We start from the raw sequence: 22,453 nt of genomic DNA on the forward strand, positions 1-22,453 counted from the left end.
CTGAGCTAGAAGCGGCCGCCGGAGCCGCGCCGGGAGCGCGTGCCGCTGCCGCCGAAGCTGCCGGGGCTGCGCCGGCCGCCGGATCCGCCGGAGGATCCGCCGAAGCCGCCGCCGAAGCCGCCGCCTCCGCGGGAGCCCCCGCCGCCGAGCATCGAGTTGATCAGGATGCCGCCGAGCACCGCGCCCGCGACGTTGCCGCCCCGGCCAGAGCCAGCGCCCATCCCGCCCATGCCGCCCATGCCGCCGAATCCGCCGACGTCGTTCTGGGCCAGCCGGATCGCCTCCCCGGCGAGCTGGTTGGCGCGCTGGGCCTGGGCGAGAGCCTGCGCTGGGTCGGCGGCGCCGAGCGATTCGGCCTGCACGATCAGCCGTCCGGCTTCCGCCAGCCGGGTGCGCGCCTCGGCCCCGACGGCGCCGCGGCGCGCGGTGATGAAGTCCTCTGCCGCCCCGAGCTGGCTGCGCGCCGCCAGCAGCGTCTGCGTCAGCGCCGCCTGCGCGCGCTGCCTGGCGGCCTCGGCATCACGCACGCTGCCGAGCAGCGCATCGATCTGGGTGTTGGCCTGCTCCAGGCGCTGCACCACCTCGACCGGGTTCACCCGGTCGGCGGAGAGCTTGGCCGACACGTCGGCGAGCACCGACTCGGTCGAGGCGACGACGGAGGCCAGCTGCCCCGAACTGTCGGCGCTGGCCGGCAGTGCCTTGGCCGCGGCGATGTCGGAGCGGAGGTCGGCGATCGCCTCCGAGAAGCTCGCCCGGGCCTCGGTGAGGTCGTGGTCGAGGCGGTCGACGGCGTCCAGCAGCAGGGCGGCCTGGTCGACGGCCTCCTCCGCCGCCCGGATGTCGACGGCGGCGTCGCTGGTCTTGCCGGCCGCGAGGGCCGTGTCGGCCTCGGCCAGGGCGGTGTCGGCGAAGGCCAGTCGGTCCTCGGCCTGCGCCGGGTTGTCGGCGATCGTGGCGAGCGCGGCATCCGTGTACTGGTTGGAGAGCCGGGCCAGCGTTGCACGCACGCCGTCCAGGCGGGCACGCGCCGCCTCTGCCGCCTGCCGGGTCGCCTGTGCGGCCTGCGGGGCGTTCTTCTCGAGGGCGCGCAGGGCATCGAACGCTTGGGCCTGGGCGTCCAGCGCGGCGTTGGCCTTCTCGCAGTTCTCGATGATCTGGGCGTACCAGGCGCGCTGCTGCTCCTCGGTGTCCGGCTCGGAGTCGTCGAGTTTCTGCTGCAGGGTGAAGCCACGGGAGAGCAGCTCCCTGGCCTCGGTCAGCGCCTTCTGGAAGCCCGCGGTCGCTTCGGTACCGTAGGAGGCGATGGCGAAGCCGAGCTCCTCCTCGCTGGTCTTCACGGCGTCGTCGGTGCGCACCAACGCGCTGCCTGCGCGCTGCTTGAGCTCGGCGGTGCTGAGCGCGCCGATCCCGCTGGGGGCTGCCCGGCCGCGGGATGCCGACGAGCCGCGCCTGCGCAGCACGAAGAACAGCACCACGCCGACCACCAGCACGCCGATCACGAAGAACCAGAAGAAACCCGAGCCGCCGGATCCGCCGGTGCTGCCGTCCAGGGAGTCGCCGCCGACCGCGCGCTCCAGGCCGGTCGCGGCACCGATCGCCGCCCCGGCCCAGTCCTCGTCGCGCAGCGCAGGCTCGATGTAGTTCTGGTCGATCTCGCTGAGCTGCTGGTCGCTCAGCGGCGAGTCCGCAGCAGCGGAGAGGTAGTAGGTGCGGCCGTCGACGGCGACGGCCAGCAGGTAGTCGTTGGCGCCCATTCCGTTGGCGTTCGCCGTGTCCTCTGTCCACGCGACGGCGTCGGACGGGTTCTCGAAGACGTCCACGTAAGCGACGAAGAGCTGCACCCGCTCGTTCTCGTAGAGGGTGTCGATGGCCTTCTCGACGTCGCCGGTGCGGGAGCCGAGGACGCCCACGGTGTCGACGATCGGGCTGGACCCGAACGTCACCGGCCCCGCGGCGGACGCCGCCAGCGGCGCTGCGAATATCAGCGCGCCGACCGCCAGTGCAGCCCCCACAGTCCACCGTGCCCGCATCGGCCCACCTTCTCTAGCGCGTACTCTTTTCGAAGTCTAGGGGGAGCGCCTCCGAGGCGTCCAGCAGCGCTCTCGCGGGCGGGAGCGGGCGGTGTCAGGCCCCGACGAGGGCGACGCGGTCGAGCAATTCCGCTCGCACCTCGGTCACCAGCAGTTCCCTGGCGCCCTGCAGAACGGCGTTGTCGCGCACACTGGTGGCGACCACCTCCGGGTACCACCGGCTCTCCGCGCGGATGTGGCCGGCGACGAGCGCGGCCAGCTCCGCCCCGCCGGCGCTGCCCGTCGGGCCGCCGAGCACGAGCAGCTCCGGGTCGAGCACCGACAGCAGCGGGGTGAGCGAGATGGCGATGCGCGGGGCGAGGTCTTCGATCACCTCGTGCCGGTTCGGTGCCGTCGCCAGCGCGTCCAGCGCCGCCGGAAGCGTCTCGCCCGGGATGCCGTGCCGGGCGAGCAGCGCCTGCACGGCGCGCCCGCCGATCAGGTCCTGCACCTCGCGGGCCGACTCGTCGTAGTGGATGGCGGCGTGGGGGATCGGCATGAAGCCGATCTCGCCCGCACCGCCGAAGGCGCCGCGGTGCAGCGAGCCGTTGGTGTCGAAGGCGGCGCCGACGCCGTTGCCGATCCAGATCAGCACGAACACCTCGCGGCCCTGGCCCTCGCCGTCCACGCTCTCGGCCGTCGCGGCCAGGTTGGCGTCGTTCTCGATGCGCACCTGGGCGCCGAGCGCGTCCTCGAGCAGGTCGCGGACGCCGGTGACGGGCCATTTCGGCAGGGCTTCGGTGAACAGCTCGTCGGAGTGCCGCGGGTCGACGTAGCCCGGGATTCCGATGCACAGCTTGTGCACGGCGGCCGGGTCGGAGCCGCTCGCCGCGCAGGCGCGCTCGATGGCGCCGCGGATGTCGCGCACAGGGTCGCGCTCTGCGGGGTCGGCCGGCAGCGGTGCCCGGACGACGGGGTGCAGCGTGCCCGCCGCGTCGACGACGCTGGAGCGGATCTCGTGGGCATCGATGTCGACGGCGACGCCGAGCGCCCTGTCCACTCGAGCTGCATACAGGATCGGTGCGGGCCCCGGAGTGCCCGTCTGGCGCCCCGCCTGCACGATGAAGCCGGACTGTTCGAGCCTCGCCATCATCAGCGAGGCCGTCGGCTTGGAGACGCCGGCCAGCTCGCAGATGCGGTTGCGGGTCAGCGGCCCGTGCTCCAGCAGCAGCGACAGACCCGTTCGGTCGTTGACAGCGCCCAGCCACGCGGGGGTGCCCTGGGGGGACTTCACCGCGGGATTCGCTGAGGATTTCACTGCCACCGGGGCCGCCTTCGAGCCGTCTGCGGCTGAAGCCGCACTGTAAGGAGTCTTCACGAGCATAGCGGCGCGGTGCGCGGCCGGAGGTGAACGGCCGGTTTCAGAGGGAGCCCGGCTGGGTGCCGTTCGGCTGCCAGCCCTGCTCGCCGATCAGGGGCACGAAGCGCACGCCGCCCAGAGATTCGAGCTCCCAGCCGGCGTCTGCCCTGCCCGCGCCCGGGCCCGCGTCTCCCGGCCGGTGCAGCACCAGCAGGCGCTGCCAGCCGCTCGGCGACTCCACCGGCAGCACCAGCCGGCCGGCCGGGGCGAGCTGCGCCCGGAGAGCGTCGGGGATGGACGGCCCGGCCGCGGAGACGATGATCGCGTCGTACGGCGCGTGCTCAAGCAGGCCGAGCGTGCCGTCCGCCTGCCGAACGTGGGCGTTGTCGTAGCCGAGGCGTGCGAGCAGCTCGCCCGCCCGGGCGGCGAGCAGCGGCATCCGCTCGATCGACCAGACCTCGGCCGCGATGGCCGCGAGCACGGCGGCGGCGTAGCCGGAGCCGGTGCCGACCTCGAGCACCCTGCTGCCCGCGCGCACCCGGGCCGCCTGCACCATCAGCGCCACGATGTAGGGCTGCGAGATGGTCTGCCCGTCGCCGATCGGCAGGGGGTGGTCGGCGTAGGCGTCGGCGCGCAGATCCGGGCTCACGAACTCCTCGCGCGGCACGGCGGCCATCGCGTCGAGCACGAGGGCGTCGGTGATGCCGCGTCGGGCGAGGTGTCGCTCGAGCATCTCGGCGCGGCGCGCGTCCAGCTCGGTCACCCCTCCAGTACAGCACCGCGGCGGGGCGAGCGCCATGCCCGGGGCGAGCGCCAGGCCCGGGGCGAGCGCCCTGCCTCCGGGTCAGGCCCGGGCGCGGTTGCCCGCGATGACGTCGCGGTACCAGTGGAAGGACTGCTTCGGGGTGCGCTGCTGCGTCTCGAAGTCCGTGTGCACGAGGCCGAAGCGCATCGAGTTGCCGACCGCCCACTCGAAGTTGTCCAGCAACGACCAGTGGAAGTAGCCGCGCACGTCGACGCCGGCCTCGATGGCCGCGGCGATGGCGCGCAGGTGCGCGTCGGTGTAGTCGATGCGGCGCTGGTCGGCGACCTGGCCCGCGGCATCCGGCCCGTCGTTGATGGCCGCGCCGTTCTCGGTGATGTAGACCGGGGGGAGGGCGTCGCCGTAGCGCTCCCGGAAGGAGACCAGCAGCTCGGTGAGGCCGGCGGGGATGACGGGCCAGTCGAAGTCGGTGCGCGGGTAGCCGTCGATGTCGACGAGTTCGAACGGCAGGCTCGCGTCGAGCTCGTGGCCGTCGATGAGCGCGGGGCCCTCGTCGCCCTGGCGCTCGCTGAAGCCGGGTGCGGCCACAGCGGTCGGGTTGTAGTAGTTGATGCCGTACCAGTCGATCGGGCTGGAGATGATCTCGAGGTCCTCGGCCGGCACCTCTGGCAGCATGCCGGCCATGGCCTCGGGGTAGCGCCCGGTGAGGATGGGGTCGGCGAAGATCCAGTTGGAGATGTTGTCGTACAGTCCGGCCGCCTGCTGGTCGGCCGGCTCGTCGCTGGCCGCCCAGGTGGGGGCGTGGTTGTTGGCGACGCCGATGTTGCCGGCGCCGGCCGCCCGCAGCGCCCGCACCGCGAGGCCGTGCCCGAGCAGCAGGTTGTGCGCGGCGGGGAGCGCCTCGAAGCCGAGCTGCAGGCCGGGGGCCTGGATGCCGGCGCCGTAGCCGAGCATGGTGAGCACGACGGGCTCGTTGATGGTGATCCAGCGCGGGATGCGGTCGGCGAAGTGCTCGCCGACGATGCCGGCGTACTCGCCGAAGCGCAGCGCGGTGTCGCGGTTCAGCCAGCCGCCCGCCTGCTCGAGCGGCAGCGGGGTGTCCCAGTGGAACAGCGTCGGCGACGGCGTCACGCCGGCCTCGAGCAGGCCATCGACCAGGCGGTCGTAGAAGTCCAGGCCGAGCGGGTTCACCGCGCCGGACCCGGCGGGCTGGATGCGGCTCCAGGCGAAGGAGAAGCGGTAGGCGTCCACCCCGAGCTCGGCCATCAGTGCGATGTCCTCCGGGTAGCGGTGGTAGTGGTCGCAGGCCACCTCGCCGGTGTCGCCGTTCAGCACCCGGCCGGGCTCGGCGCAGAACGCGTCCCAGGAGCTCGGGCCGCGGCCGTCCTCGGCCACCGCGCCCTCGATCTGGTAGGCGGCCGTGGAGACCCCCCAGACGAATCCCTGCGGCAGGACGGGGAACGGGGACGGCTGGGTCATGGTGGCCTCTCGACGGCGTTGTCAGGGATGCGGTGGCTGGGGTGCGCGGTCTGCTGTTCGCTGCTGCTTCCGAGGATCGCCGACATCCGTGACTAAGTCAAGCGTCTGGGACACATGACCCACTTATCGGGCGGGGTCAGCCCTCGCCCGTGAACAGCGGGCTGCGCTTCTGCTGGAACGCGGCGAAGCCCTCGGCGTAGTCTGCGCTGCGGGAGAGCGCGCCCTGCGCGGCGCTCTCGGCGGCCAGCGAGCGCCAGAAGCCGACCCGCTCGTCGCGCAACTCGTGCACCAGACGCTTGCTGGCGAGGAACGCCTGCGTGGCCCCGCGGGCGACCCGGCCCACCCGCGCCCGGGTGAAGGCGAGGATCTCCTCGTGCGGCACGACCCGGCTGAACAGGCCGAGCTGCACGGCCTCGCTCCCGCTGATCAGCTCGCCCGTGTAGATGAGGTCGAGGGTGCGGTGGGCGCCGAGCCGCTCGAAGAAGAGGGTGTGCCCGCCGGAGTCGAGCGTCGCCCCGAGGTTCGCGAACGGGGAGCCGATCTTGGCGGTGTCTGTGACGTAGACGACGTCGCTGGCGATCAGCAGGCCGAGTCCGACGCCGAGGCACGCCCCTGTCGCGATCGCGAAGGTCGGTGCCGGGAAGGAGTCGATCCGGGCCAGCAGGGGCGCGACCGTGCCGGAGAGGTAGCCCTCGGCGTCATCCGTCGCCGGGTCGACCGCGGAGATGTCGCGCCCGGCGCAGAACGCCCGCCCCGCGCCGTGCAGCAGCACGGCGCGCACGCCGGCCGCCTCCGCCTGGGCGTAGCAGTCGGAGAGCGCCGCGATGGCCTGCTCGTCGAGCGCGTTGAGCTTGCCCGGGTCGTTGAGGAGGATCTCGGCGACGCCCTCTGTGATGGTCAGATCGACGCTCATTGCCCCTCCCAGGGTCTCGTCGGCTGGCCGGGTCCGCAGGCGCGGCCCGGGGGATCAGGAGTCGTAGTTGACCTCGACGCGCGGGCTCGTGGGCACCGACTGGCAGGTGAGCACATAGCCGCGCGCGAGCTCGTCCGGCTCGAGGGCGTAGTTCTCGGCCATCTCCACGGTGCCGGAGACGAGCACCGCCCGGCAGGTGCCGCACACCCCGCCCGCGCAGGCGAACGGCACGTCGCCGCGCACGCGCAGGGCGGCGTTGAGGATGCTCTCGTTGCTGTGCACGGGGCTCGTCACGGTGCCGGTGGTGCCGTCGAGGCGGAACGAGATCGTGTGCACCTCCTCGTTCGGCGTGTGCTGCACCGGGCGCCCGGACTGGCCGATCGGGGCCTCTGGCCGGCCGGCCGTGAAGAGCTCGAAGCGGATGTCGGCCGCATCCACGCCGAACTCGGCCAGGGTGTCGCGGCAGAGCTGCACCAGCTCGAACGGCCCGCAGAGGAACCACTCGTCGACGCTGGCCGGCGCGATGAGCGTGCGGAAGATGCTGCGCAGGCGCTCCGCGTCCAGGCGTCCGCTCAGCAGCTCGGAGCTGCGCAGCTCCCGCGTGAGCAGGTGGTGCAGGGCCAGCCGCGTCGGGTAGCGGTCTTTCAGATCGGCGAGCTCGTCCACGAACATCGTGTCCATCGCGGTGCGGTTGGAGTAGAGCAGCGTGAAGCTGCTGCCCGGGTGCGCGCCGAGCGTGCTCTCGATGAGCGCGAGCACCGGGGTGATGCCCGATCCGGCGGCGATCGCCGTGATGTGCACCGCGGCGTTGCCGTCCAGCTGGGAGGTGAACCGCCCCTCTGGGCTCATCACCTCCAGCTCCATGCCGGCGGCCAGGTTGTCGACGGCCCAGGAGGAGAATAGCCCGCCGAGGTCCCGTTTGATGGCGACCCGGAGCTCGCCGCTGACGGGTGCCTGGCAGATCGAGTAGCTGCGGCGCACGTCCTCGCCCTCGACCTCTGCACGAAGCGCGACGTGCTGGCCCGGGGCGTAGGAGTACTGCTCGCGGAGCTCGCCCGGAACGGTGAAGCTCACCTCGATGGCGTCGGCCGTCAGCCGGCGCACCCGGGAGACCGGGAGGCGGTGGAAGACGGCCCGGCGCCGCGTTGTCGTGCTCGTGCTTGCGCTCGTGGCTTTCGGCACCGCTCAGTGCTCCTTGAAGTAGTCGAACGGCTCCTGGCAGCGCTGGCACACGTAGTGGGCCTTGCACGAGGTGGAACCGAAGCGGCTCACCTCGCGGGTGTGCAGGGAGCCGCAGCGGGGGCAGCGGATGCCGAGGCCGAGGCCCACGACGCCGTCGGCGCGGCGGCCGGGCGCGGCGATGCCGTAGCTCTCCAGCTTGGCGCGGCCGGCCTCGCTCATCCAGTCGGTGGTCCATGCCGGGGAGAGCACGGTGGCCACGGTGACGTCCGGGTATCCGGCCCGTGCCAGCGCCGCGGTGATGTCGTCGCGGATGGCGTCGACGGCCGGGCAGCCGGAGTAGGTGGGGGTGATCTCGATGCGCACGGCGCCGCCCGGCTCGACCTGGGCGCTCCGCAGCACGCCGAGGTCCTCGATGGTCAAGACGGGCACCTCGGGGTCGACGACAGCCGCGGCGAGGTCCCAGACCCGGCGGTCGGGTCCGTCGGCCGGCCGCGGGCGAGCGGTCCGTTCCAGCGTCGTCGCCATGACGGTCACCACGATGCCCCCGGGTGGGCGCGGGCGAGCACCTGCATCTCGGCCAGCAGCGGTCCGAGGTACTCCGTGTGTGCGCCGGATCGGCCGCCGCCCCGCGCGAAGGGGGCGGTGGGCACGGTCAGGCCGGCCTCGGTGATCAGCCGCGTGAGGAGGGCGTATGCGTCCTCCCGCAGTGCGGACGGGGAGACGGCGATGCCGGCCAGCTCGCCCGGCACGCTGTCGTCGTCGAAGAGCTCGTCGGCGAAGACCCACATGCGCTCCAGGCCCCGCTGCATGCGCCGGTGCGACTCCGCCGTGCCCTGCCCGAGCCGCAGCAGCCACTGTGCCGAGTGGTCGAGGTGGTAGTCCACCTCTTTGAGCGCCTTGGCGGCTATGGCGGAGAGGGTGGGGTCGGCGGAGGCCGAGAGCGCCCGGTAGAGCCCGATGAAGTAGGCAGAGGCGATCAGCTGGCGGGCGATCGTCTGGGCGAAGTCGCCGTTCGGCTGCTCGAACAGCTGCCGGTTGGTGAACTCTGCCTCGCCGCGCAGGTAGGCCAGGTCGTCCTCGCTCTGCCCCCAGGCGGAGCCGGCGTAGGTCAGCAGGTTCCGCGCGTGGCCGAGCTGGTCCAGAGCGATGTTCGCCAGCGCGACGTCCTCCTCGAGCTCCGGCGCGTTCGTCACCCACTCGCCGAGCCGCTGGGCGAGCACGAGGGCGTCGTCGCCGAGGCCGAGCGCGTAGCGCGCTACCGCGTCGCTCGCCGCGGCATCCGCGTCGCTGAGCGTCAGGGAGATCGACTCGGGGGTGATCGCGGTGGAGATCGGCCGGTTGCTGTGCCCGCTCATAGGTGGGGCACCTTCTCCGACTCGGTGTAGTAGGTGGCGTGCCGGTACTCCTTGCCCTGCGGGGACTCGAAGAACGCGCCCTTGGCGTCGGGGTCGGATGCCGTGATCGCCGAGGCGCGGACCACCCAGATCGACACGCCCTCCGCGCGCCGGGTGTACAGGTCGCGGGCGTTGCGCACGGCCATGGTCTCGTCGGGGGCGTGCAGCGAGCCGGCGTGCACGTGGGAGAGCCCGCGGGTGGAGCGGATGAAGACCTCCCAGAGCGGCCACTGCTCGCGCTCGCCGGAGTCGCCTGGACTCGTCATGATGCCACCCTCTCGCCGGTCGAGTTCACGGTGGTCGAATTCGTGGCGGATGCCAGCTCCGCCTGCTTGTCCGCGTAGGCGCGCGCGGCGGCGCGCACCCACTCGCCGTCCTCGTGGGCCGCTCGGCGCCGGGCGACCCGGATCGCGTTGGCCGGCCCGCGGCCGGCGAGCACCTCGGCGAACTCGGCCCAGTCCAGCTCGCCGAAGTCGTAGTGGCCGCGCTCCTCGTTCCACTTCAGGTCGGGGTCTGGCAGGGTGACGCCGAGGATCTCGGCCTGCGGGACGAGCATGTCCACGAAGCGCTGGCGCAGCTCGTCGTTGCTGAAGCGCTTGATGTTCCAGGCCATGCTCTGCTGAGAGTTGGGGGAGTCGGCGTCGGGCGGGCCGAACATCATCAGGGCGGGGGCGTACCAGCGGTTCACGGATTCCTGGGCCATCTGCTGTTGCGCCGGGGTGCCGCGCATGAGCTCGAGCAGGATCTCGAAGCCCTGGCGCTGGTGGAAGGACTCCTCCTTGCAGATGCGCACCATGGCACGCCCGTACGGCCCGTAGGAGGCGCGGCAGAGCGGCACCTGGTTGCAGATGGCGGCGCCGTCGACCAGCCAGCCGATCGAGCCCATGTCCGCCCAGGTCGGCGTCGTGTAGTTGAAGATCGACGAGTACTTGGCGGTGCCGGTGATGAGCTGTTCGAACATGGTGTCCCGGTCGGTGCCGAGGGTCTGCGCGGCGGAGTAGAGGTAGAGGCCGTGGCCGGCCTCGTCCTGCACCTTGGCCATCAGGATCGACTTGCGCTTGAGGCTCGGCGCGCGGGTGATCCAGTTGCCCTCCGGCTGCATCCCGATGATCTCGGAGTGCGCGTGCTGGGAGATCTGCCGGACGAGCGTCTTGCGGTAGGCGGCCGGCATCCAGTCGCTCGGCTCGATGCGCTGGTCGGCGGCGATGAGCTCGTCGAAGCGGCGCTGGCCCGAGCCGTCCGGGTCGTCGTCCGCCTGGCCAGCGGTGCGCAGCTGGGGCAGGGGATCTGCCATGAGAGCCTCCTCGCTCGGGGCGTGCGTCGGTGCACGCCCATCCGACGGTGCACCCATCCGGCGGCGCGGATGACTACTTACCGATCGTTCGGTAATGCTAACATTGGCCGGGGCTCCGATCAAGACGCCCGCGCCCGCACAGGGGCCGTCGGCTAGGATCGGGAACCGCGCCGGCCGTCCAGCCTGGTGCCCCGGTGAGCCGAGATCTGGAGTGTGCAGCGTCGTGAACCAGCCAGCGAATGCCACCGGCCGGGCGCCGAGGGGCGGCAACGGCCGTGCGGGCCGGGAGCCATACGACCTGGATGCCGTGCTCGACATCGCCGTGCGGGCGTTCAACGAGTTCGGCTACGAGGCGACCTCGATGGGCGTGCTCGCGGAGCGGCTCGGCACCAGCAAATCGGCGATCTACTACCACGTCACCGGCAAGGAAGACCTGTTGCGGCGGGCCCTGGAGCGCGCCCTCGGCGGGCTTGAGGGGATCCTCGCCGAGCCGGGCGCGGTGGACGGCTCGCCCGCGGAGCGGCTGCGCTTCGTGCTGCGCGGCGCCGTGCGCGTGCTCGCCGACGACCTGCCCTACGTCACCCTGCTGCTCCGGCTGCGCGGCAACACCGAGCTGGAGCGCGAGGCGCTCGCGCGGCGCCGGGCATTCGACCGCGCCGTCGCCGAGCTCGTCGACGAGGCCCGCGTCGAGGGCACCCTCCGCGCCGACATCGATGCGCGCACCGCGGTGCGCCTGCTCTTCGGCATGATCAACTCGATCGTCGAGTGGTACCGGCCGGGCGGCGCGCTCACCCCCGACCAGCTCGCCGACGATGTCATCACGGTCGCGTTCGAGGGCCTGCGGGTTCACTCCGCTGGCGACGCGGCGGCCGCATCCTCCTTGGCCACGAGGGTCAGCACGTCGTAGCTGGCGACCAGCTCATCGCGCTGGTTCACGAGCGCGGCATCCCAGCGCACCTCGCCGTACTCCTCGTTCTCGCGCGGCGTGATCTGCTTGGCGGTCAGCGTCACCCGCACGCTGTCGCCCGGTGAGACCGGCGTGGTGAAGCGCAGGTTCTCCAGCCCGTAGTTGGCCAGCACCGGACCGGGGGCCGGGTCGACGAACAGCCCGGCCGCCCAGGCCAGCAGCAGGTAGCCGTGCGCGACGCGGCCGGGGAAGAACGGGTTGGCGGCCGCGGCGGCCTCGTCGGTGTGCGCGTAGAAGGTGTCGCCGGTGAACTCGGCGAAGTGGCCGATGTCCTCCAGTGTGATCTCGCGCGCGGCGGAGACGACGGCATCGCCGATCCGCAGCCGGGCGAGCGACTTGCGGAACGGGTGCTCATCGCCGGCCTGGCTCGGCGCTCCGGCGCGCCACTGGCCGGTCAGCGCCGTCAGCACGGCCGGGGTGCCCTGGATGGCGGTGCGGCGCATGAAGTGCTTGACCGCGCGGATGCCGCCGAGCTCCTCGCCGCCGCCGGCCCGGCCGGGCCCGCCGTGCACGAGGTGCGGGACGGGGGAGCCGTGCCCGGTGCTGGTCTTCGCGTCGTCTCGGTCCAGCACCAGGATGCGGCCGTGGAAGGCGGCGATGCCGGAGACGAGGCTCGCCACCGTCTCCGGGTCGAAGCTCGCGACGGTGGCGACGAGGGAGCCGCCGCCGCGGTTCGCCAGCCGCACCGCATCGGCGGAGTCGGTGTAGCCGAGGACGGCAGCGACGGGCCCGAACGCCTCGACCTCGTGCGCGGCATCCGCGTCCGCGTCGTCGAAGGCGAGCAGCACCGGGGCGAGGAAGGCGCCGCCCGGCGCGGGGGCGACGGTTCCATCCTGCTGCAGCACGGCCGGCTCCTCCCGGCTGCCGACGACGATGCGGCCGCCCCCGGCGAGGAGCGCGTCGATGCTCCGCCGCACCTCGTCCCGCTGCTCGACGCTGGCCAGCGGTCCCATGCTCACCCCGTCCGCGCGCGGGTCGCCGAGGGTGACGCGCTGGGCGAGGCGGGCGCCGATCGCCTCCACAACGGTGTCGATGCGGTCGGTGGGCACGATCACGCGGCGGATGCTGGTGCACTTCTGCCCGGCCTTGGATGTCATCTCGGTGACGACGCTCGCGACGAAGGCGTCGAACTCGGGGGTGCCGGCCGCGGCATCCTGCCCCAGGATCGCGGCGTTCAGCGAGTCGGTCTCGCAGCCCAGGGCGACCTGCCCACCGAGCACCCGCGGGTGGGCGGCGAGGGTGCGCGCGGTGGACGCGGAGCCGGTGAAGCTCACGGTGTCGCGCACGTCGAGTGTGTCGAGGAAGCCGCGCACGGAGCCGCAGATCAGCTGCAGCGAGCCGGCCGGCAGCAGGCCGGAGTCGACCATGGCCCGCACGGCGGCCTCGGCGAGGTACGCGGTCGGCGTGGCCGGCTTGGCGATGCTCGGCACCCCGGCGAGGAAGGCGGGTGCGAACTTCTCCAGCATGCCCCACACGGGGAAGTTGAAGGCGTTGACCTGGAATGCGACGCCGGGCAGCCGGCTGTAGACGTGCTGGCCGCCGAAGGAGCCGTCGCGGGCCAGGTTCTCCGGTTGCCCGTCGACGATGACCTGCGCGTTCGGCAGCTCGCGGCGGCCCTTCGACGCGTACGTGAAGAGCACGCCGATGCCGCCGTCGATGTCGACCATCGAGTCTCGGCGGGTCGCCCCGGTCTGCGCGCTCACCGCGTACAGCTCCTCCTTGACCTCGCCGAGGGCCAGCGCGAGCGCCTTCAGGCGCAGCGCGCGCTCGTGGAAGGTGAGCGCGCCGAGGCTCGCCTGCCCGACCGTGCGGCCGAACTCCACCGCGGCGGCGAGGTCGAGGCCCTCGCTGCCGACACGGGCGATGCCCTCCCCGGTGGAGGCGTCCCGCACGAGGGTGCCGCTGGTCGGCTCCCGCCAGGCGCCCTGCACGAAGCTCGGGAGGAGCGGGGCCGTTGCTGCGTCGCTGGGTGCCATGGGGGTCCTTCGCTGTGCTGGGTGCGTGTTTGGGGTGTCTTTGTGTCTGGGCGTTTGTGTTCTGGGTGACTGTGGATCGGCGGCCTGTGTAGCCGGGGCCTAATGGATGCCGGGCTCGGCGGGCCAGGTGAAGAAGCCCTCGCCGCTCTTCCGGCCGAGCTTGCCTGCCGCGACCTTCTCGCGGAGCAGGGCCGGGGGCTCGAAGCGGGGGCCCAGCCGGGCCGCGAGGTGCTCGGCGATGCCGAGGCGCACATCGAGCCCGACGAGGTCGGTCAGCCGCAGCGGGCCGATGGGGAACTTGTAGCCCAGCACCATGGCGGCGTCGATGTCCTCGGCCGAGGCGACGCCCTCCTCCAGCATGCGGATCGCCTCCAGGCCGACCACGAGGCCGAGGCGCGAGCTGGCGAAGCCGGGGGAGTCCCGCACGGTGATCGGCGTCTTGCCGAGTGCCGCGACCCAGCCGAGCGCCGCCTCGATCAGCTCGGGCGCGGTGGCGGGCCCCTGCACGATCTCCACCAGCTCGGAGGCGGGGACGGGGTTGAAGAAGTGCAGGCCGCAGAACCGCTCCGGCCGGGCCAGACACGAGGCCAACTCGCCGATGGAGAGCGCGGAGGTGTTGCTGGCCAGCCAGACGTCGGGCGAGAGTTCGCGCTCCACGCGCGTGAGGACCTCCGCCTTCAGCCCGGCATCCTCCGGCACGGCCTCGATCACCAGGGCGCACCCGGCGAGGTCTGTGGCATCCGTCGTCGTCAGCGTGCGCGCCTCGAGGGCGTGCGCCGTCTCGCCCGTCGTGCGGCGTTCGACGCTGGCCCGGATGACGGCGCGCAGGGCGTCGTGCGTGCGCGCCGCGGCATCCGCGTCGCGTTCGAGGATGGCGACCGAGGAGCCGGCGAGCAGGAAGGCGTGCGCGATGCCGGCCCCCATCCGCCCTCCGCCGGCGACGCCGACGCGGGCGGGCACAGTCACTGGTGGAGTCATGATCGCTTCCTTTTCGCGAGGAACGCGTCCATGCGGGCGAACTTGGCCGGCGACTCGAAGAGCACCGCCTGGGCCTGTTCGTCCACCGCGGGGTGGCTGTCGCGCGGCGCGTGGAAGACGCGTTTGGTGGTTTGCACGGCGAGGGGATCCTGTTTCGCGATGCGGTCCGCGAGGGCGTTCGCCGCCGCGTCGAGCTGCCCCGGCTCGTGCACCTCGGTCACGAGGCGGAGCGCGAGAGCCTCATCGGCGTTCAGCACCCGGCCGGCCAGCAGGATCTCCTTGGCGACGGGTTCCCCCACGAGCTCGGCGAGTCGCCACGTCGCGCCGGCCGCTGCCATGATGCCGAGCGAGGTCTCCGGGTTGCCGATCCGCGCCGTCGTGCTCGCGATGCGGAAGTCAGCGGCGTAGGCGAGCTCGGCCCCGCCGCCGAGCGCCCAGCCGTCGACGGCGGCGATGACGGGCATCGGCAGGGCGGCGATGCGGCCGAACAGGCGGGAGTTGATGCCGGCGAGGCCGTCCTCCCTGCGGCGGTCCCGCAGCTCGGCGATGTCCGCGCCGGAGGCGAAGACGCCCTCTGACCCGGTGAGGATGAGGATGCGCGGCACGGCCTCGAGCTCGGCGCAGACGACGTGCAGTTCGGCCACCATGGCGGCGTCGATGGCGTTGCGCACCGCGGGGCGATGGAGGGCCACATGCATCCGGTCGGGGCGGTCGGCGGTGATGCGGAGGGTGGTGGCCGTCATGCCGTCACCGCGGGTCGGGGTCGCACGCCTCGCGTTTCGGCGCCGCAGCGGGGAGGGCGCACTGCCGCTCCGCTCACATTCGCTTCTGCCATGGCCCCATCGCCTCGTGCCTTCGGTGTCCTGGCGCGTTGCCACACGTCATGACTTACTGACCGTTCGTTCTGTTCACGATGTCATGCGCCGCGCCCGTCGTCAATATCGATCGCGGGAGGTGCCCGATCTTCTCTTGCACTGCCGGGCTGCCTACTGTACGTTCAGTTGGCGCGGAGCGGCGCAGCTGCCGACATCCGTATGCCCGGGGCCGGGTGCCCGACGCGACGAGGCGAGGACGGCGATCGACAGCATGGAAGCAGCGAGCGAGCCGGAGGGCGAGAAACAGCGTGCCATGCTGCAGCGAGATCGTGTCGCGGTGCAGCTTGGCCTGCGCCTCACGGTCGACGAGCCCGGCCATGCCGTGATCTCGATGGTGGTGCGCGACGACATGCTGAACGGCTTCGACGTGCTGCACGGTGGCCTCATCTTCACCCTGGCCGACACGGCCTTCGCGGTCGCCTGCAATGAGGACGACGAGGTCACGCTCGCCGCCGGCGCCGAGATCTCCTTCCTCCGCCCCGTCCGGATCGGCGCCGAGCTGACGGCAACCGCCACGCGGCGCACGCGCACGGGGCGCAGCGGCATCTACGACGTGCAGGTGGTCGATGAGGGCGGCAGCGTCGTCGCAGAGTTCCGCGGGCGCAGCCGCACGACTCGGCTTCCGCAGAGCACCGCGGGGGAGGAGCAATGACACGGGCCAAATCCGCGGCGCACGCGCCCGCCGTACACGAGCTCGATGCCGAGGAGCGGATGTCGCGCGACGAGCTGGAGGCCCTGCAACTGGCCCGGCTCCAGGACACCGTGCGCCACGCCTACGCGAACGTGCCGTTCTACACCCGGAAGTACGACGAGGTGGGCGTGCACCCCGACGACATCCGCGAGCTCAACGACCTCGAGAAGCTCCCGTTCACGACGAAGGAAGACCTCCGGCAGAACTACCCGTTCGGCATGCTGGCGGTGCCGCGGGCCGAGGTCGCCCGCATCCACGCGTCATCCGGCACCACCGGACAGCCGACCGTTGTCGGCTACACCAGGGCCGACCTGGACGACTGGGGGCAGCTCGTCGCGCGGTCGCTCCGTGCAGCCGGCATCCGCCCCGGGCAGATGGTGCACAACGCGTACGGCTATGGCCTCTTCACCGGGGGACTCGGCGCCCACGCCGGAATCGAGCGGCTCGGCTGCACGGTCGTGCCGATGTCCGGCGGCAACACGGCCAAACAGGTGCAGCTGATCCGCGATTTCGAGCCGGACGCGATCCTCTGCACCCCGACCTACCTGTTGACCATCATCGACGCCCTGCGTGAGAGCGGCATGGACCCGCGCGACTCCTCTGTCGCGGTCGCCGTGCTCGGCGCCGAGCCGTGGACCAACGAGATGCGCGCGGTGATCGAGGAGAGTTTCGGCATCGACGCGCTGGACATCTACGGCCTGAGCGAGGTCATGGGCCCGGGCGTCGGCAGCGAGTGCATCGAGTCCAAGGACGGCCCGCACATCTGGGAAGACCAGTTCCGTCCAGAGGTGATCGACTCCGAGACGGGGCAGGCGCTGCCGGACGGCCAGTGCGGCGAGCTCGTCTTCACCACGCTCCGCAAACAGGCGCTGCCCGTCATCCGCTACCGCACCCACGACATCACCACCCTCCTGCCGGGCACAGCCCGCCCGGCCATGCGCCGGATCGAGAAGATCACGGGGCGCAACGACGACATGATCGTGCTGCGCGGCGTCAACCTCTTCCCGAGCCAGATCGAGGAGATCGCGCTCGCGATCGACGGCCTCTCGCCGCACTTCGAGCTGGAGCTGACCCGGGTCGCACACCTGGATCGGATGACGGTGCACGTCGAGCCCCGCATCGGGCTCAGCGCGGCCGACGGCGAGCGGGCGGTCGCCGCCCTCGTACGCGAGGTGAAGGTGCGCGTCGGCACGACGGTCGAGGTGCACCTCGCCGCCCCGGGGAGCCTGGAGCGCTCCGGCGGCAAGCTCAAGCGCGTCTACGACCACCGGCAGTAGCGGAGCACAGCGTGTGCGGCGCGCCCCGGGAGTCTCGCCACGCGCGCGACCGCCCCACTAGACTGCCGGGCAGCAGCGGGCCGCATGCAGCGTCCCTCCTGCACAGGCACTGTCGGGCAATCGGAGGGAATCGCTCATGAGCAGCACCGTTCACACCAGCAAGTCGGGGCTCTGGGGGGCCTTCGCGGGCATCATCACCCTGGCGCTGGTCGCCTTCCCGCTCTCCGCTGCGCTGTCGTTCGCCACGCATCCGGCAACGCAGGCACTTTTCGGTGGGCGGCTGGAGGAAGCCTCGCAGTTCGGCTACCTGGCGTTCTGGTGGGTGCTGGTGGCCATGATCGCTGCGCTGCCGTTCCTCGTGGGCTTCGGCGTCGCCAAGCTGAGTGCCAAGACCCTGACCATCGCCGGAGCCATCGTCGCCGTGTTCGTCATCCTCATCCTGGTGCTCGGCCAGTTGTTCGTGTTCATCTAGGAGCCGGCAGGCTGCCTTGCCCCCTCATCGACCGTGACCGCCGAGAGGCGCAGTGCGACGCTGCCCGACTTCTTCGAGCCGAACTTGTTCGCCAGGCGGATGGCCGTGAACTGGATGCCATATTTGGCCTTCAGTGCAGCGTCGGTGACCACGCGCGTGTCGGCGTCCGACACGATCTCTGCGCGCGCCTGCACGGGCGCGGAATCCCCACGGATGCCGCCGCGGGCGTCACAGGCGACGAGCTCTATCCGCGGGTTGTTGCGGATCCGCTTCACCTTGCCCGAGCTCGTGCCTGTCGTCACCAGCACCTGGCCGTCGGGGCTCTCTGCGATCCAGACCGGCGTCGAGACGGCCTCGCCGCTCTGTCGAAACGTGGTCAGGAGCACATAGCTCTCGGCGGCCAGCGCGGAGAGTGGGGAAGTCGACATGCGACCAACTCTACGGGGCCGGAATCCGCGTTCCGGTACGGTGCTCGGCCGTCGCGGGGGCGGGGCATGCCAGCGCTTTCGCGACGGAATCTCCCGCTGTTCTGGGCTGCGCGAGCCGGTCGGGGAGTTGTATCGGCGGTCTTCGCCGCAGCCCCGATTTGGACGTCAAACGCCGGGGCGTCTGCTCCGGGTCCACGCTGCGAGGCGGGATGAGCAGGTACCCGGCGCCGTCGCGGATGATCTCCCAGCCCTGGTTGTGAAACAGCAGGTGGTGGTGTCGGCAGAGCAGGATGCCGTCCTCGATGTTCGTCGGGCCGTTGTCCCGTTTCCAGTGCTTGATGTGGTGTGCCTCTGTCCACGACACCGGCCGGTCACAGCCCTCGGCCATGCAGCCGCCGTCGCGTGCGGCCAGGGCGATCCGTTGCCGCCGCGTGAACAGCCGGGTCTCCCGGCCGAGGTTGAGCGGTTGCCCCTGCTCGGTGAACAGCACGGCGATGGAGCCGCCGGCGCAGATCTCGCGTTCGACGGCCTCGAGCGGCACCGCCTCGTTGCTGGACTCGATGATCCCGAAACCCACGCCGGCTCCGTCGGTGCCCCGGGTGAGGGATTCCTGCTGCACGTGCAGCCTGACTGAGGGGCGGTGGTTGTCGAGCACCGCGTCGGGGTCGACTGTGATTCCGGCGCGGAGCAGATCGACGAAACCATCGGCGGTGTACTCGTCAACCTCGCGCAGATCGCCCCGTGCCGCGCGGGCGGCGACGGTGTCCGTCTGGCTGCGGAACTTCACCCCCGCCCTCCGCGGATGGCGCAGCTGATCTGTGACCGCGATGACGAGGGCGCCGTTCTCCGGCTCCAGCAGGAAGGACCCGGCCACCATCCCGTCCGGTCGCTCCCACGCCTTGAAGAATTGCTGCCGACGCATCTGCTCCGAGCGCGCGAGGACGCCGGCCGCATCTGCCCGGTCGCGCGCGGCCCGCGCCGCCTTGAACGCCAGTTCCGGGGTCAGGCCGGCGCAATCCCGCAGGAGCTCGGGCAGCAGCGCACCCACCGCCGCGGCGAGCGCCGCCTCTCGGGCGGCCCGCAGTTCCGACGATTCGTCGGTCTGGCCGCCGAGACCGTCCCGGGGCACCTCGGAGAGGAGCAGGCGCCCGTCCGGTCCGGCCCGAAGACCGCCGCGGATCGCATCGCCCACGCTGAGGCTGAACCATTCGCCCGCGACTGCGTCGCTGATCGGCGCGAACCACGGGCGCACGGCCACCGAGTCAGGTGCGCCCGACTCGGTTCCGGCATCCGTTCCGGCGCCAACTTCGGCGTCAACTTCGGCGTCAATTATGGCGTCGGCCGCTTCCGTCTCGGCCAGCATGAGTCCCGTGCTGAGCAGAGTCTGGGCGTCTGCACGGGAGCCGCCCGTGAGCTTCTGCACCAATGCGCCCGGGCTGGAATGCCCCAGCCGGTGGGCCAGACCCTGCGCGCCGGCCTCGCGCTCCGAGCGGCGGGCCAGTGACGCCGACGTCAGCGCGAGTTGCCGCTGCACCGTGGACGCGTGCTGCGAGAGGGCCGTCATGGTACCCAGGAGGTCGTCGTCGCCGAGTCCGTCGTAGCTGGCGGCGGTCAGGCGCACTGTGGTCTGCTCGCAGCTCTGGATGAGCTGCGCCGCGGGTGGCATTGCCGGGGACCGATCCTGCATACCCCAATTTTACCGGCGCACTCCCGCCCGCCTCGAAGGAAAACCCTGATGTGGATGAGTTTCCTTTTCGGCCGTGCTGTGCATAACAGGCCCAGGGGAGGAGGCTCACCGGGCGTCGGTCGCTACGGCGCCGGCGCCGGCGGTGCGAGGGTGAGCCAGGATTCGTCGATCACGTAGCCGAGCGATGCGTTCGCTGAGGGCCGGCGTCCCGCGGAGACCGCGTATGCGATTGAATGTGAGGAATCTCGATGGGGGTCAGATGAACACCACACGGACGCATACCTCGATCGGCCCATGGCTGCGGGCCCAGCCCGCTCTGGCCGGCACGCCGCCGACGCTCGACCGGGCGCAGATCCCGCTCGATCCTGTCGATCTCTTCGTGTCCTGGATCCGCGAGGCCGCCTCGGCCGGGGTTCCGGAGCCACACGCCGCAACCCTCGCCACGGTGGACGAAGACGGCATCCCGGACGCGCGCACGCTCATCCTGAAGGATGTGGGGCCGCGCGGTTGGGCGTTCGCTGGCCAGCGCTCCTCGTCGAAAGGGGCCCAGCTCGCGGCCCACCCGGCGGCCGCCCTGAACTTCTGGTGGCAGCCGATTGCGCGCGCCGTGCGCGTGCGCGGAGCGGTGCAGGAGGCGAGCCGTGCCGACAGCGAGGCCGACCTGGCGGCGCGCTCGGCGCCGGCGCGAGAGGGCATCCCGTCGGGCGACTGGACGCTGTGGCGGATCGAGCCGGTGCGCGTGGAGTTCTGGCAGGGCGCCCCCGATCGGCGGCACGCGCGCATCGTGTACCTGTCGGACGGCCGATCGTGGGAGCGCTCGTTCAGCGGCGGGGACGGGGCGTGAGGTGAGCGGTTACGAGCTGGCGCAGATCGGCGGGCCCGACGAATGGCGCGGCCACTACGGCGGTTTCGATGTCGCGCGGTCGCGGGACGGCCGGCGAATCGTGGACCGGGAACTGGCGATGCAGTACATCGGGTTGTCGGCGAACGCGCTCGAGCCCGGCGAGGAGGCCGGCTACTGGCACGCGCACTCGCGCATCGAGGAGGTGTACGTCTTCCTGGACGGTCGGGGCCAGATGGGCCTCGACGACGACGTCGTCGAGGTCGGCGCCGGGACCGTCGTGCGTGTTGCACAGGGCGTGTGGCGCACGTGGCGGGCTCGCCCAGACAGCCCGGGTGAGCTCCGATGGCTGTGCATCAGGGCCGGAGGCGACCAACTGCCAGACCGCCCCGACGACAGCTCGCTCAATCCGGGCAAGCCGATGCCGTGGGCCTGAGTGCCCCGGCATTGACGTCGGGGCACCGCACCAATAGCGTTCTCCAAGAGTCACGTGTCCACAAGCGATGGGGGTCGCCATGCAGGCAGTCGCGGTTGCAGGGGCACGGGCTGTGCTCGTCGTTCTCCTCGCCGTCTCCGTCCTCGCCCAGGTCGTCCTGATCCCACGGCTTGCGCTGGACACCGTCGCGGTGTTCCCGGAGGCAGAACCGCTGCGGATGCCGGGCATCATCGGCTGCGTGGCGATCGTCCTGTGCGCGCAGGTGGCGCTTCTCGCGGCGTGGAGGCTCCTGTCGCTGCTGCGGCACGGCGGAATGCTCCAGCCAGCGGCATCCGGGCCCCTGAACGCCCTCATCGGCAGCGGTGTTGCGGCCGTCGTCCTGTTCCTGGCCTCCTTCGCGATCCTCACTGCCGCCCAGTCGATGCCGCCCGCGGCGATGATCATCATGGTGCTCGGGGTCCTCGGCGGGAGCGGGCTGACGGTCGGGGCGCTCGCGATGCGGGAGCGCGTGCGGAAGGCGGGTGCAGTGCAGCGCGACGTGGTGGAGGCCGCCTGACGCCGATCGCACCAGCTCCGAACGCAGAAACGGGTGAAGCCCCGGCCACTGGCCGGGGCTTCACCCGTTGTTGCTGCTGTGCCCCCGGAGGGATTCGAACCCCCGACCTTCGGTACCGGAAACCGGCGCTCTATCCCCTGAGCTACGGAGGCGCTTGAACGAGATTACCGCATTCCGACCGCGTCGAAAGACCACGGGCTGCGACGGCAGCCGGAGCGGGCCGCGCTACTCCGGCAGGTGCGAGAGCGCCGCGTTCACGAGCGTCTGCGCGTCGCCCGGCTCGAAGAACATCGTCGAGGTGGCGCTCAGCCAGTACGTCGGCGTGAAGACCTGCACCTCGCCGCTCTTCGGGTCGAAGAAGCCGTTCACCGCGGGCGGGGTGCCATAGGTCGGCACCGGCGTGCTGGAGGCTGCCGCCGCGTTCAGGGCCAGCGTCAGCTGCTCCGGGCTCGGCTGCGACAGGGCGAAGTTCATCAGCTCGTTGCTGGTCTGGTGCAGGTAGCCGCAGGCGATGCCGTTGTCTGCCAGCGCGAGGGCGGCCAGCGAGCCCTCGGCCGGCTCGAAGCCCGGGTCAGTGCTGACGTTCGGGTTGAAGTCGTAGATGTCCTGCGGGGTGAGCAACGTCTCACAGTCGATCGTGATGGGCGTGCCCGGCTCGATGCTCGGCGTCGGCTCCGCCGTCGGCTCGTCCGTCGCGGCGTCCGTCGGGGCCGCGGTCGCGGTTGCGTCCGGTGTCGCCTCCGGGGTCGGCTCCGCCGAGCAGCCGGCGAGGCCGAGCACGGCAATCGCGGCAAGGGATCCGACGAGCAGGAAGGAGCGCGAGCGCGCGCGCGACGCAGGGACAAGAGCGAGAGGCATGTACGCGACTTTAGCAA

General features: G+C 71.8%; 23 protein-coding genes and 1 tRNA gene. 7 read left to right on the plus strand and 17 right to left on the minus strand.

Annotated elements, in window-relative coordinates:
* Positions 1-5: 5 nt before the first annotated feature.
* The 10 genes from BLT62_RS06405 to paaA all read right to left on the minus strand — a co-directional run bounded on the left by BLT62_RS06405 (position 6) and on the right by paaA (position 10,394).
* Complete coding sequence (locus BLT62_RS06405; protein ID WP_231919372.1) at positions 6-2,012, minus strand: TPM domain-containing protein; 2,007 nt, start codon at positions 2,010-2,012, stop codon at positions 6-8.
* A gap of 112 nt (positions 2,013-2,124) precedes the next feature.
* Positions 2,125-3,303 carry an ROK family transcriptional regulator gene (locus BLT62_RS06410; RefSeq protein ID WP_156786261.1) on the minus strand — a complete coding sequence of 393 codons (1,179 nt, stop codon included), beginning with the start codon at positions 3,301-3,303 and terminating at the stop codon, positions 2,125-2,127.
* Between the two features lie 127 nt (positions 3,304-3,430).
* Positions 3,431-4,132 (minus strand): protein-L-isoaspartate(D-aspartate) O-methyltransferase, encoded by a 702-nt coding sequence (locus BLT62_RS06415; protein WP_231919373.1) that lies wholly within the window; start codon positions 4,130-4,132, stop codon positions 3,431-3,433.
* 81 nt (positions 4,133-4,213) lie between these two features.
* Positions 4,214-5,611: a GH1 family beta-glucosidase gene (locus BLT62_RS06420; RefSeq protein ID WP_083363316.1), complete on the minus strand. Its 1,398-nt coding sequence runs from the start codon at positions 5,609-5,611 to the stop codon at positions 4,214-4,216.
* 136 nt (positions 5,612-5,747) lie between these two features.
* A complete protein-coding gene (locus BLT62_RS06425; RefSeq protein ID WP_083363317.1) occupies positions 5,748-6,524 on the minus strand; it encodes an enoyl-CoA hydratase/isomerase family protein in 777 nt (258 codons plus the stop codon).
* A gap of 54 nt (positions 6,525-6,578) precedes the next feature.
* Positions 6,579-7,706, minus strand: coding sequence for a 1,2-phenylacetyl-CoA epoxidase subunit PaaE (gene paaE / locus BLT62_RS06430; RefSeq protein ID WP_083363318.1), 1,128 nt, complete (start codon positions 7,704-7,706; stop codon positions 6,579-6,581).
* A 3-nt stretch (positions 7,707-7,709) separates the two neighbouring features.
* Positions 7,710-8,231 carry a 1,2-phenylacetyl-CoA epoxidase subunit PaaD gene (gene paaD / locus BLT62_RS06435; RefSeq protein WP_083365342.1) on the minus strand — a complete coding sequence of 174 codons (522 nt, stop codon included), beginning with the start codon at positions 8,229-8,231 and terminating at the stop codon, positions 7,710-7,712.
* 5 nt (positions 8,232-8,236) lie between these two features.
* Positions 8,237-9,061: a 1,2-phenylacetyl-CoA epoxidase subunit PaaC gene (paaC, locus tag BLT62_RS06440; protein ID WP_083363319.1), complete on the minus strand. Its 825-nt coding sequence runs from the start codon at positions 9,059-9,061 to the stop codon at positions 8,237-8,239.
* The gene (gene paaB, locus BLT62_RS06445) at positions 9,058-9,366 is read right to left on the minus strand and encodes a 1,2-phenylacetyl-CoA epoxidase subunit PaaB (RefSeq protein WP_083363320.1); all 309 of its coding nucleotides are present in this window, start codon (positions 9,364-9,366) and stop codon (positions 9,058-9,060) included. Before paaB ends, paaC begins: the two co-directional genes overlap by 4 nt.
* Entirely contained in the window at positions 9,363-10,394 is a 1,032-nt protein-coding gene (gene paaA, locus BLT62_RS06450) for a 1,2-phenylacetyl-CoA epoxidase subunit PaaA (RefSeq protein ID WP_083363321.1), read from the minus strand. Before paaA ends, paaB begins: the two co-directional genes overlap by 4 nt.
* A 223-nt stretch (positions 10,395-10,617) precedes the next feature.
* Between paaA and BLT62_RS06455 the strand changes: the two genes are divergently transcribed.
* Entirely contained in the window at positions 10,618-11,301 is a 684-nt protein-coding gene (locus BLT62_RS06455) for a TetR/AcrR family transcriptional regulator (protein WP_231919374.1), read from the plus strand.
* On the opposite strand, the gene paaZ is transcribed toward BLT62_RS06455, so the two are convergent.
* From paaZ to BLT62_RS06470, 3 genes are all read right to left on the minus strand, one after another.
* Positions 11,241-13,337, minus strand: coding sequence for a phenylacetic acid degradation bifunctional protein PaaZ (gene paaZ, locus BLT62_RS06460; protein WP_083363323.1), 2,097 nt, complete (start codon positions 13,335-13,337; stop codon positions 11,241-11,243). The two genes, BLT62_RS06455 and paaZ, sit on opposite strands and share 61 nt — an antisense overlap.
* A gap of 99 nt (positions 13,338-13,436) precedes the next feature.
* Positions 13,437-14,315 (minus strand): 3-hydroxyacyl-CoA dehydrogenase family protein, encoded by an 879-nt coding sequence (locus tag BLT62_RS06465; RefSeq protein WP_083363324.1) that lies wholly within the window; start codon positions 14,313-14,315, stop codon positions 13,437-13,439.
* Positions 14,312-15,058 carry an enoyl-CoA hydratase/isomerase family protein gene (locus tag BLT62_RS06470; RefSeq protein ID WP_083363325.1) on the minus strand — a complete coding sequence of 249 codons (747 nt, stop codon included), beginning with the start codon at positions 15,056-15,058 and terminating at the stop codon, positions 14,312-14,314. Before BLT62_RS06470 ends, BLT62_RS06465 begins: the two co-directional genes overlap by 4 nt.
* Before the next feature lie 385 nt (positions 15,059-15,443).
* Here BLT62_RS06470 and paaI point away from each other — a divergent pair, with 385 nt between their 5' ends.
* The 3 genes from paaI to BLT62_RS06485 all read left to right on the plus strand — a co-directional run bounded on the left by paaI (position 15,444) and on the right by BLT62_RS06485 (position 17,630).
* Entirely contained in the window at positions 15,444-15,842 is a 399-nt protein-coding gene (gene paaI / locus BLT62_RS06475; protein ID WP_083363326.1) for a hydroxyphenylacetyl-CoA thioesterase PaaI, read from the plus strand.
* Complete coding sequence (paaK, locus tag BLT62_RS06480; RefSeq protein ID WP_083363327.1) at positions 15,839-17,158, plus strand: phenylacetate--CoA ligase PaaK; 1,320 nt, start codon at positions 15,839-15,841, stop codon at positions 17,156-17,158. Before paaI ends, paaK begins: the two co-directional genes overlap by 4 nt.
* A 136-nt stretch (positions 17,159-17,294) precedes the next feature.
* On the plus strand, positions 17,295-17,630 hold the full coding sequence (locus BLT62_RS06485) for a hypothetical protein (RefSeq protein WP_083363328.1): 336 nt from the start codon (positions 17,295-17,297) through the stop codon (positions 17,628-17,630).
* Here the strand turns inward: BLT62_RS06485 and BLT62_RS06490 are convergent.
* Together BLT62_RS06490 and BLT62_RS06495 are read right to left on the minus strand one after the other, a co-directional pair.
* A complete protein-coding gene (locus tag BLT62_RS06490) occupies positions 17,627-18,058 on the minus strand; it encodes a PPOX class F420-dependent oxidoreductase (RefSeq protein ID WP_083363329.1) in 432 nt (143 codons plus the stop codon). The two genes, BLT62_RS06485 and BLT62_RS06490, sit on opposite strands and share 4 nt — an antisense overlap.
* A gap of 10 nt (positions 18,059-18,068) precedes the next feature.
* On the minus strand, positions 18,069-19,745 hold the full coding sequence (locus tag BLT62_RS06495) for an HNH endonuclease signature motif containing protein (RefSeq protein ID WP_156786262.1): 1,677 nt from the start codon (positions 19,743-19,745) through the stop codon (positions 18,069-18,071).
* A 259-nt stretch (positions 19,746-20,004) separates the two neighbouring features.
* Between BLT62_RS06495 and BLT62_RS06500 the strand changes: the two genes are divergently transcribed.
* The 3 genes from BLT62_RS06500 to BLT62_RS06510 all read left to right on the plus strand — a co-directional run bounded on the left by BLT62_RS06500 (position 20,005) and on the right by BLT62_RS06510 (position 21,578).
* Positions 20,005-20,589 (plus strand): pyridoxine/pyridoxamine 5'-phosphate oxidase, encoded by a 585-nt coding sequence (locus tag BLT62_RS06500; protein ID WP_083363331.1) that lies wholly within the window; start codon positions 20,005-20,007, stop codon positions 20,587-20,589.
* A gap of 1 nt (position 20,590) precedes the next feature.
* The gene (locus tag BLT62_RS06505; RefSeq protein ID WP_083363332.1) at positions 20,591-21,022 is read left to right on the plus strand and encodes a cupin domain-containing protein; all 432 of its coding nucleotides are present in this window, start codon (positions 20,591-20,593) and stop codon (positions 21,020-21,022) included.
* 112 nt (positions 21,023-21,134) lie between these two features.
* Complete coding sequence (locus BLT62_RS06510; protein WP_172829650.1) at positions 21,135-21,578, plus strand: DUF2975 domain-containing protein; 444 nt, start codon at positions 21,135-21,137, stop codon at positions 21,576-21,578.
* A gap of 79 nt (positions 21,579-21,657) precedes the next feature.
* Here the strand turns inward: BLT62_RS06510 and BLT62_RS06515 are convergent.
* Positions 21,658-21,730: transfer RNA gene (locus tag BLT62_RS06515), tRNA-Arg, on the minus strand.
* 73 nt (positions 21,731-21,803) lie between these two features.
* Positions 21,804-22,436 carry a hypothetical protein gene (locus BLT62_RS06520; protein ID WP_156786263.1) on the minus strand — a complete coding sequence of 211 codons (633 nt, stop codon included), beginning with the start codon at positions 22,434-22,436 and terminating at the stop codon, positions 21,804-21,806.
* Between the last annotated feature and the right edge of the window lie 17 nt (positions 22,437-22,453).

The organism is Microterricola viridarii, from assembly GCF_900104895.1.
Classification (GTDB): domain Bacteria; phylum Actinomycetota; class Actinomycetes; order Actinomycetales; family Microbacteriaceae; genus Microterricola; species Microterricola viridarii.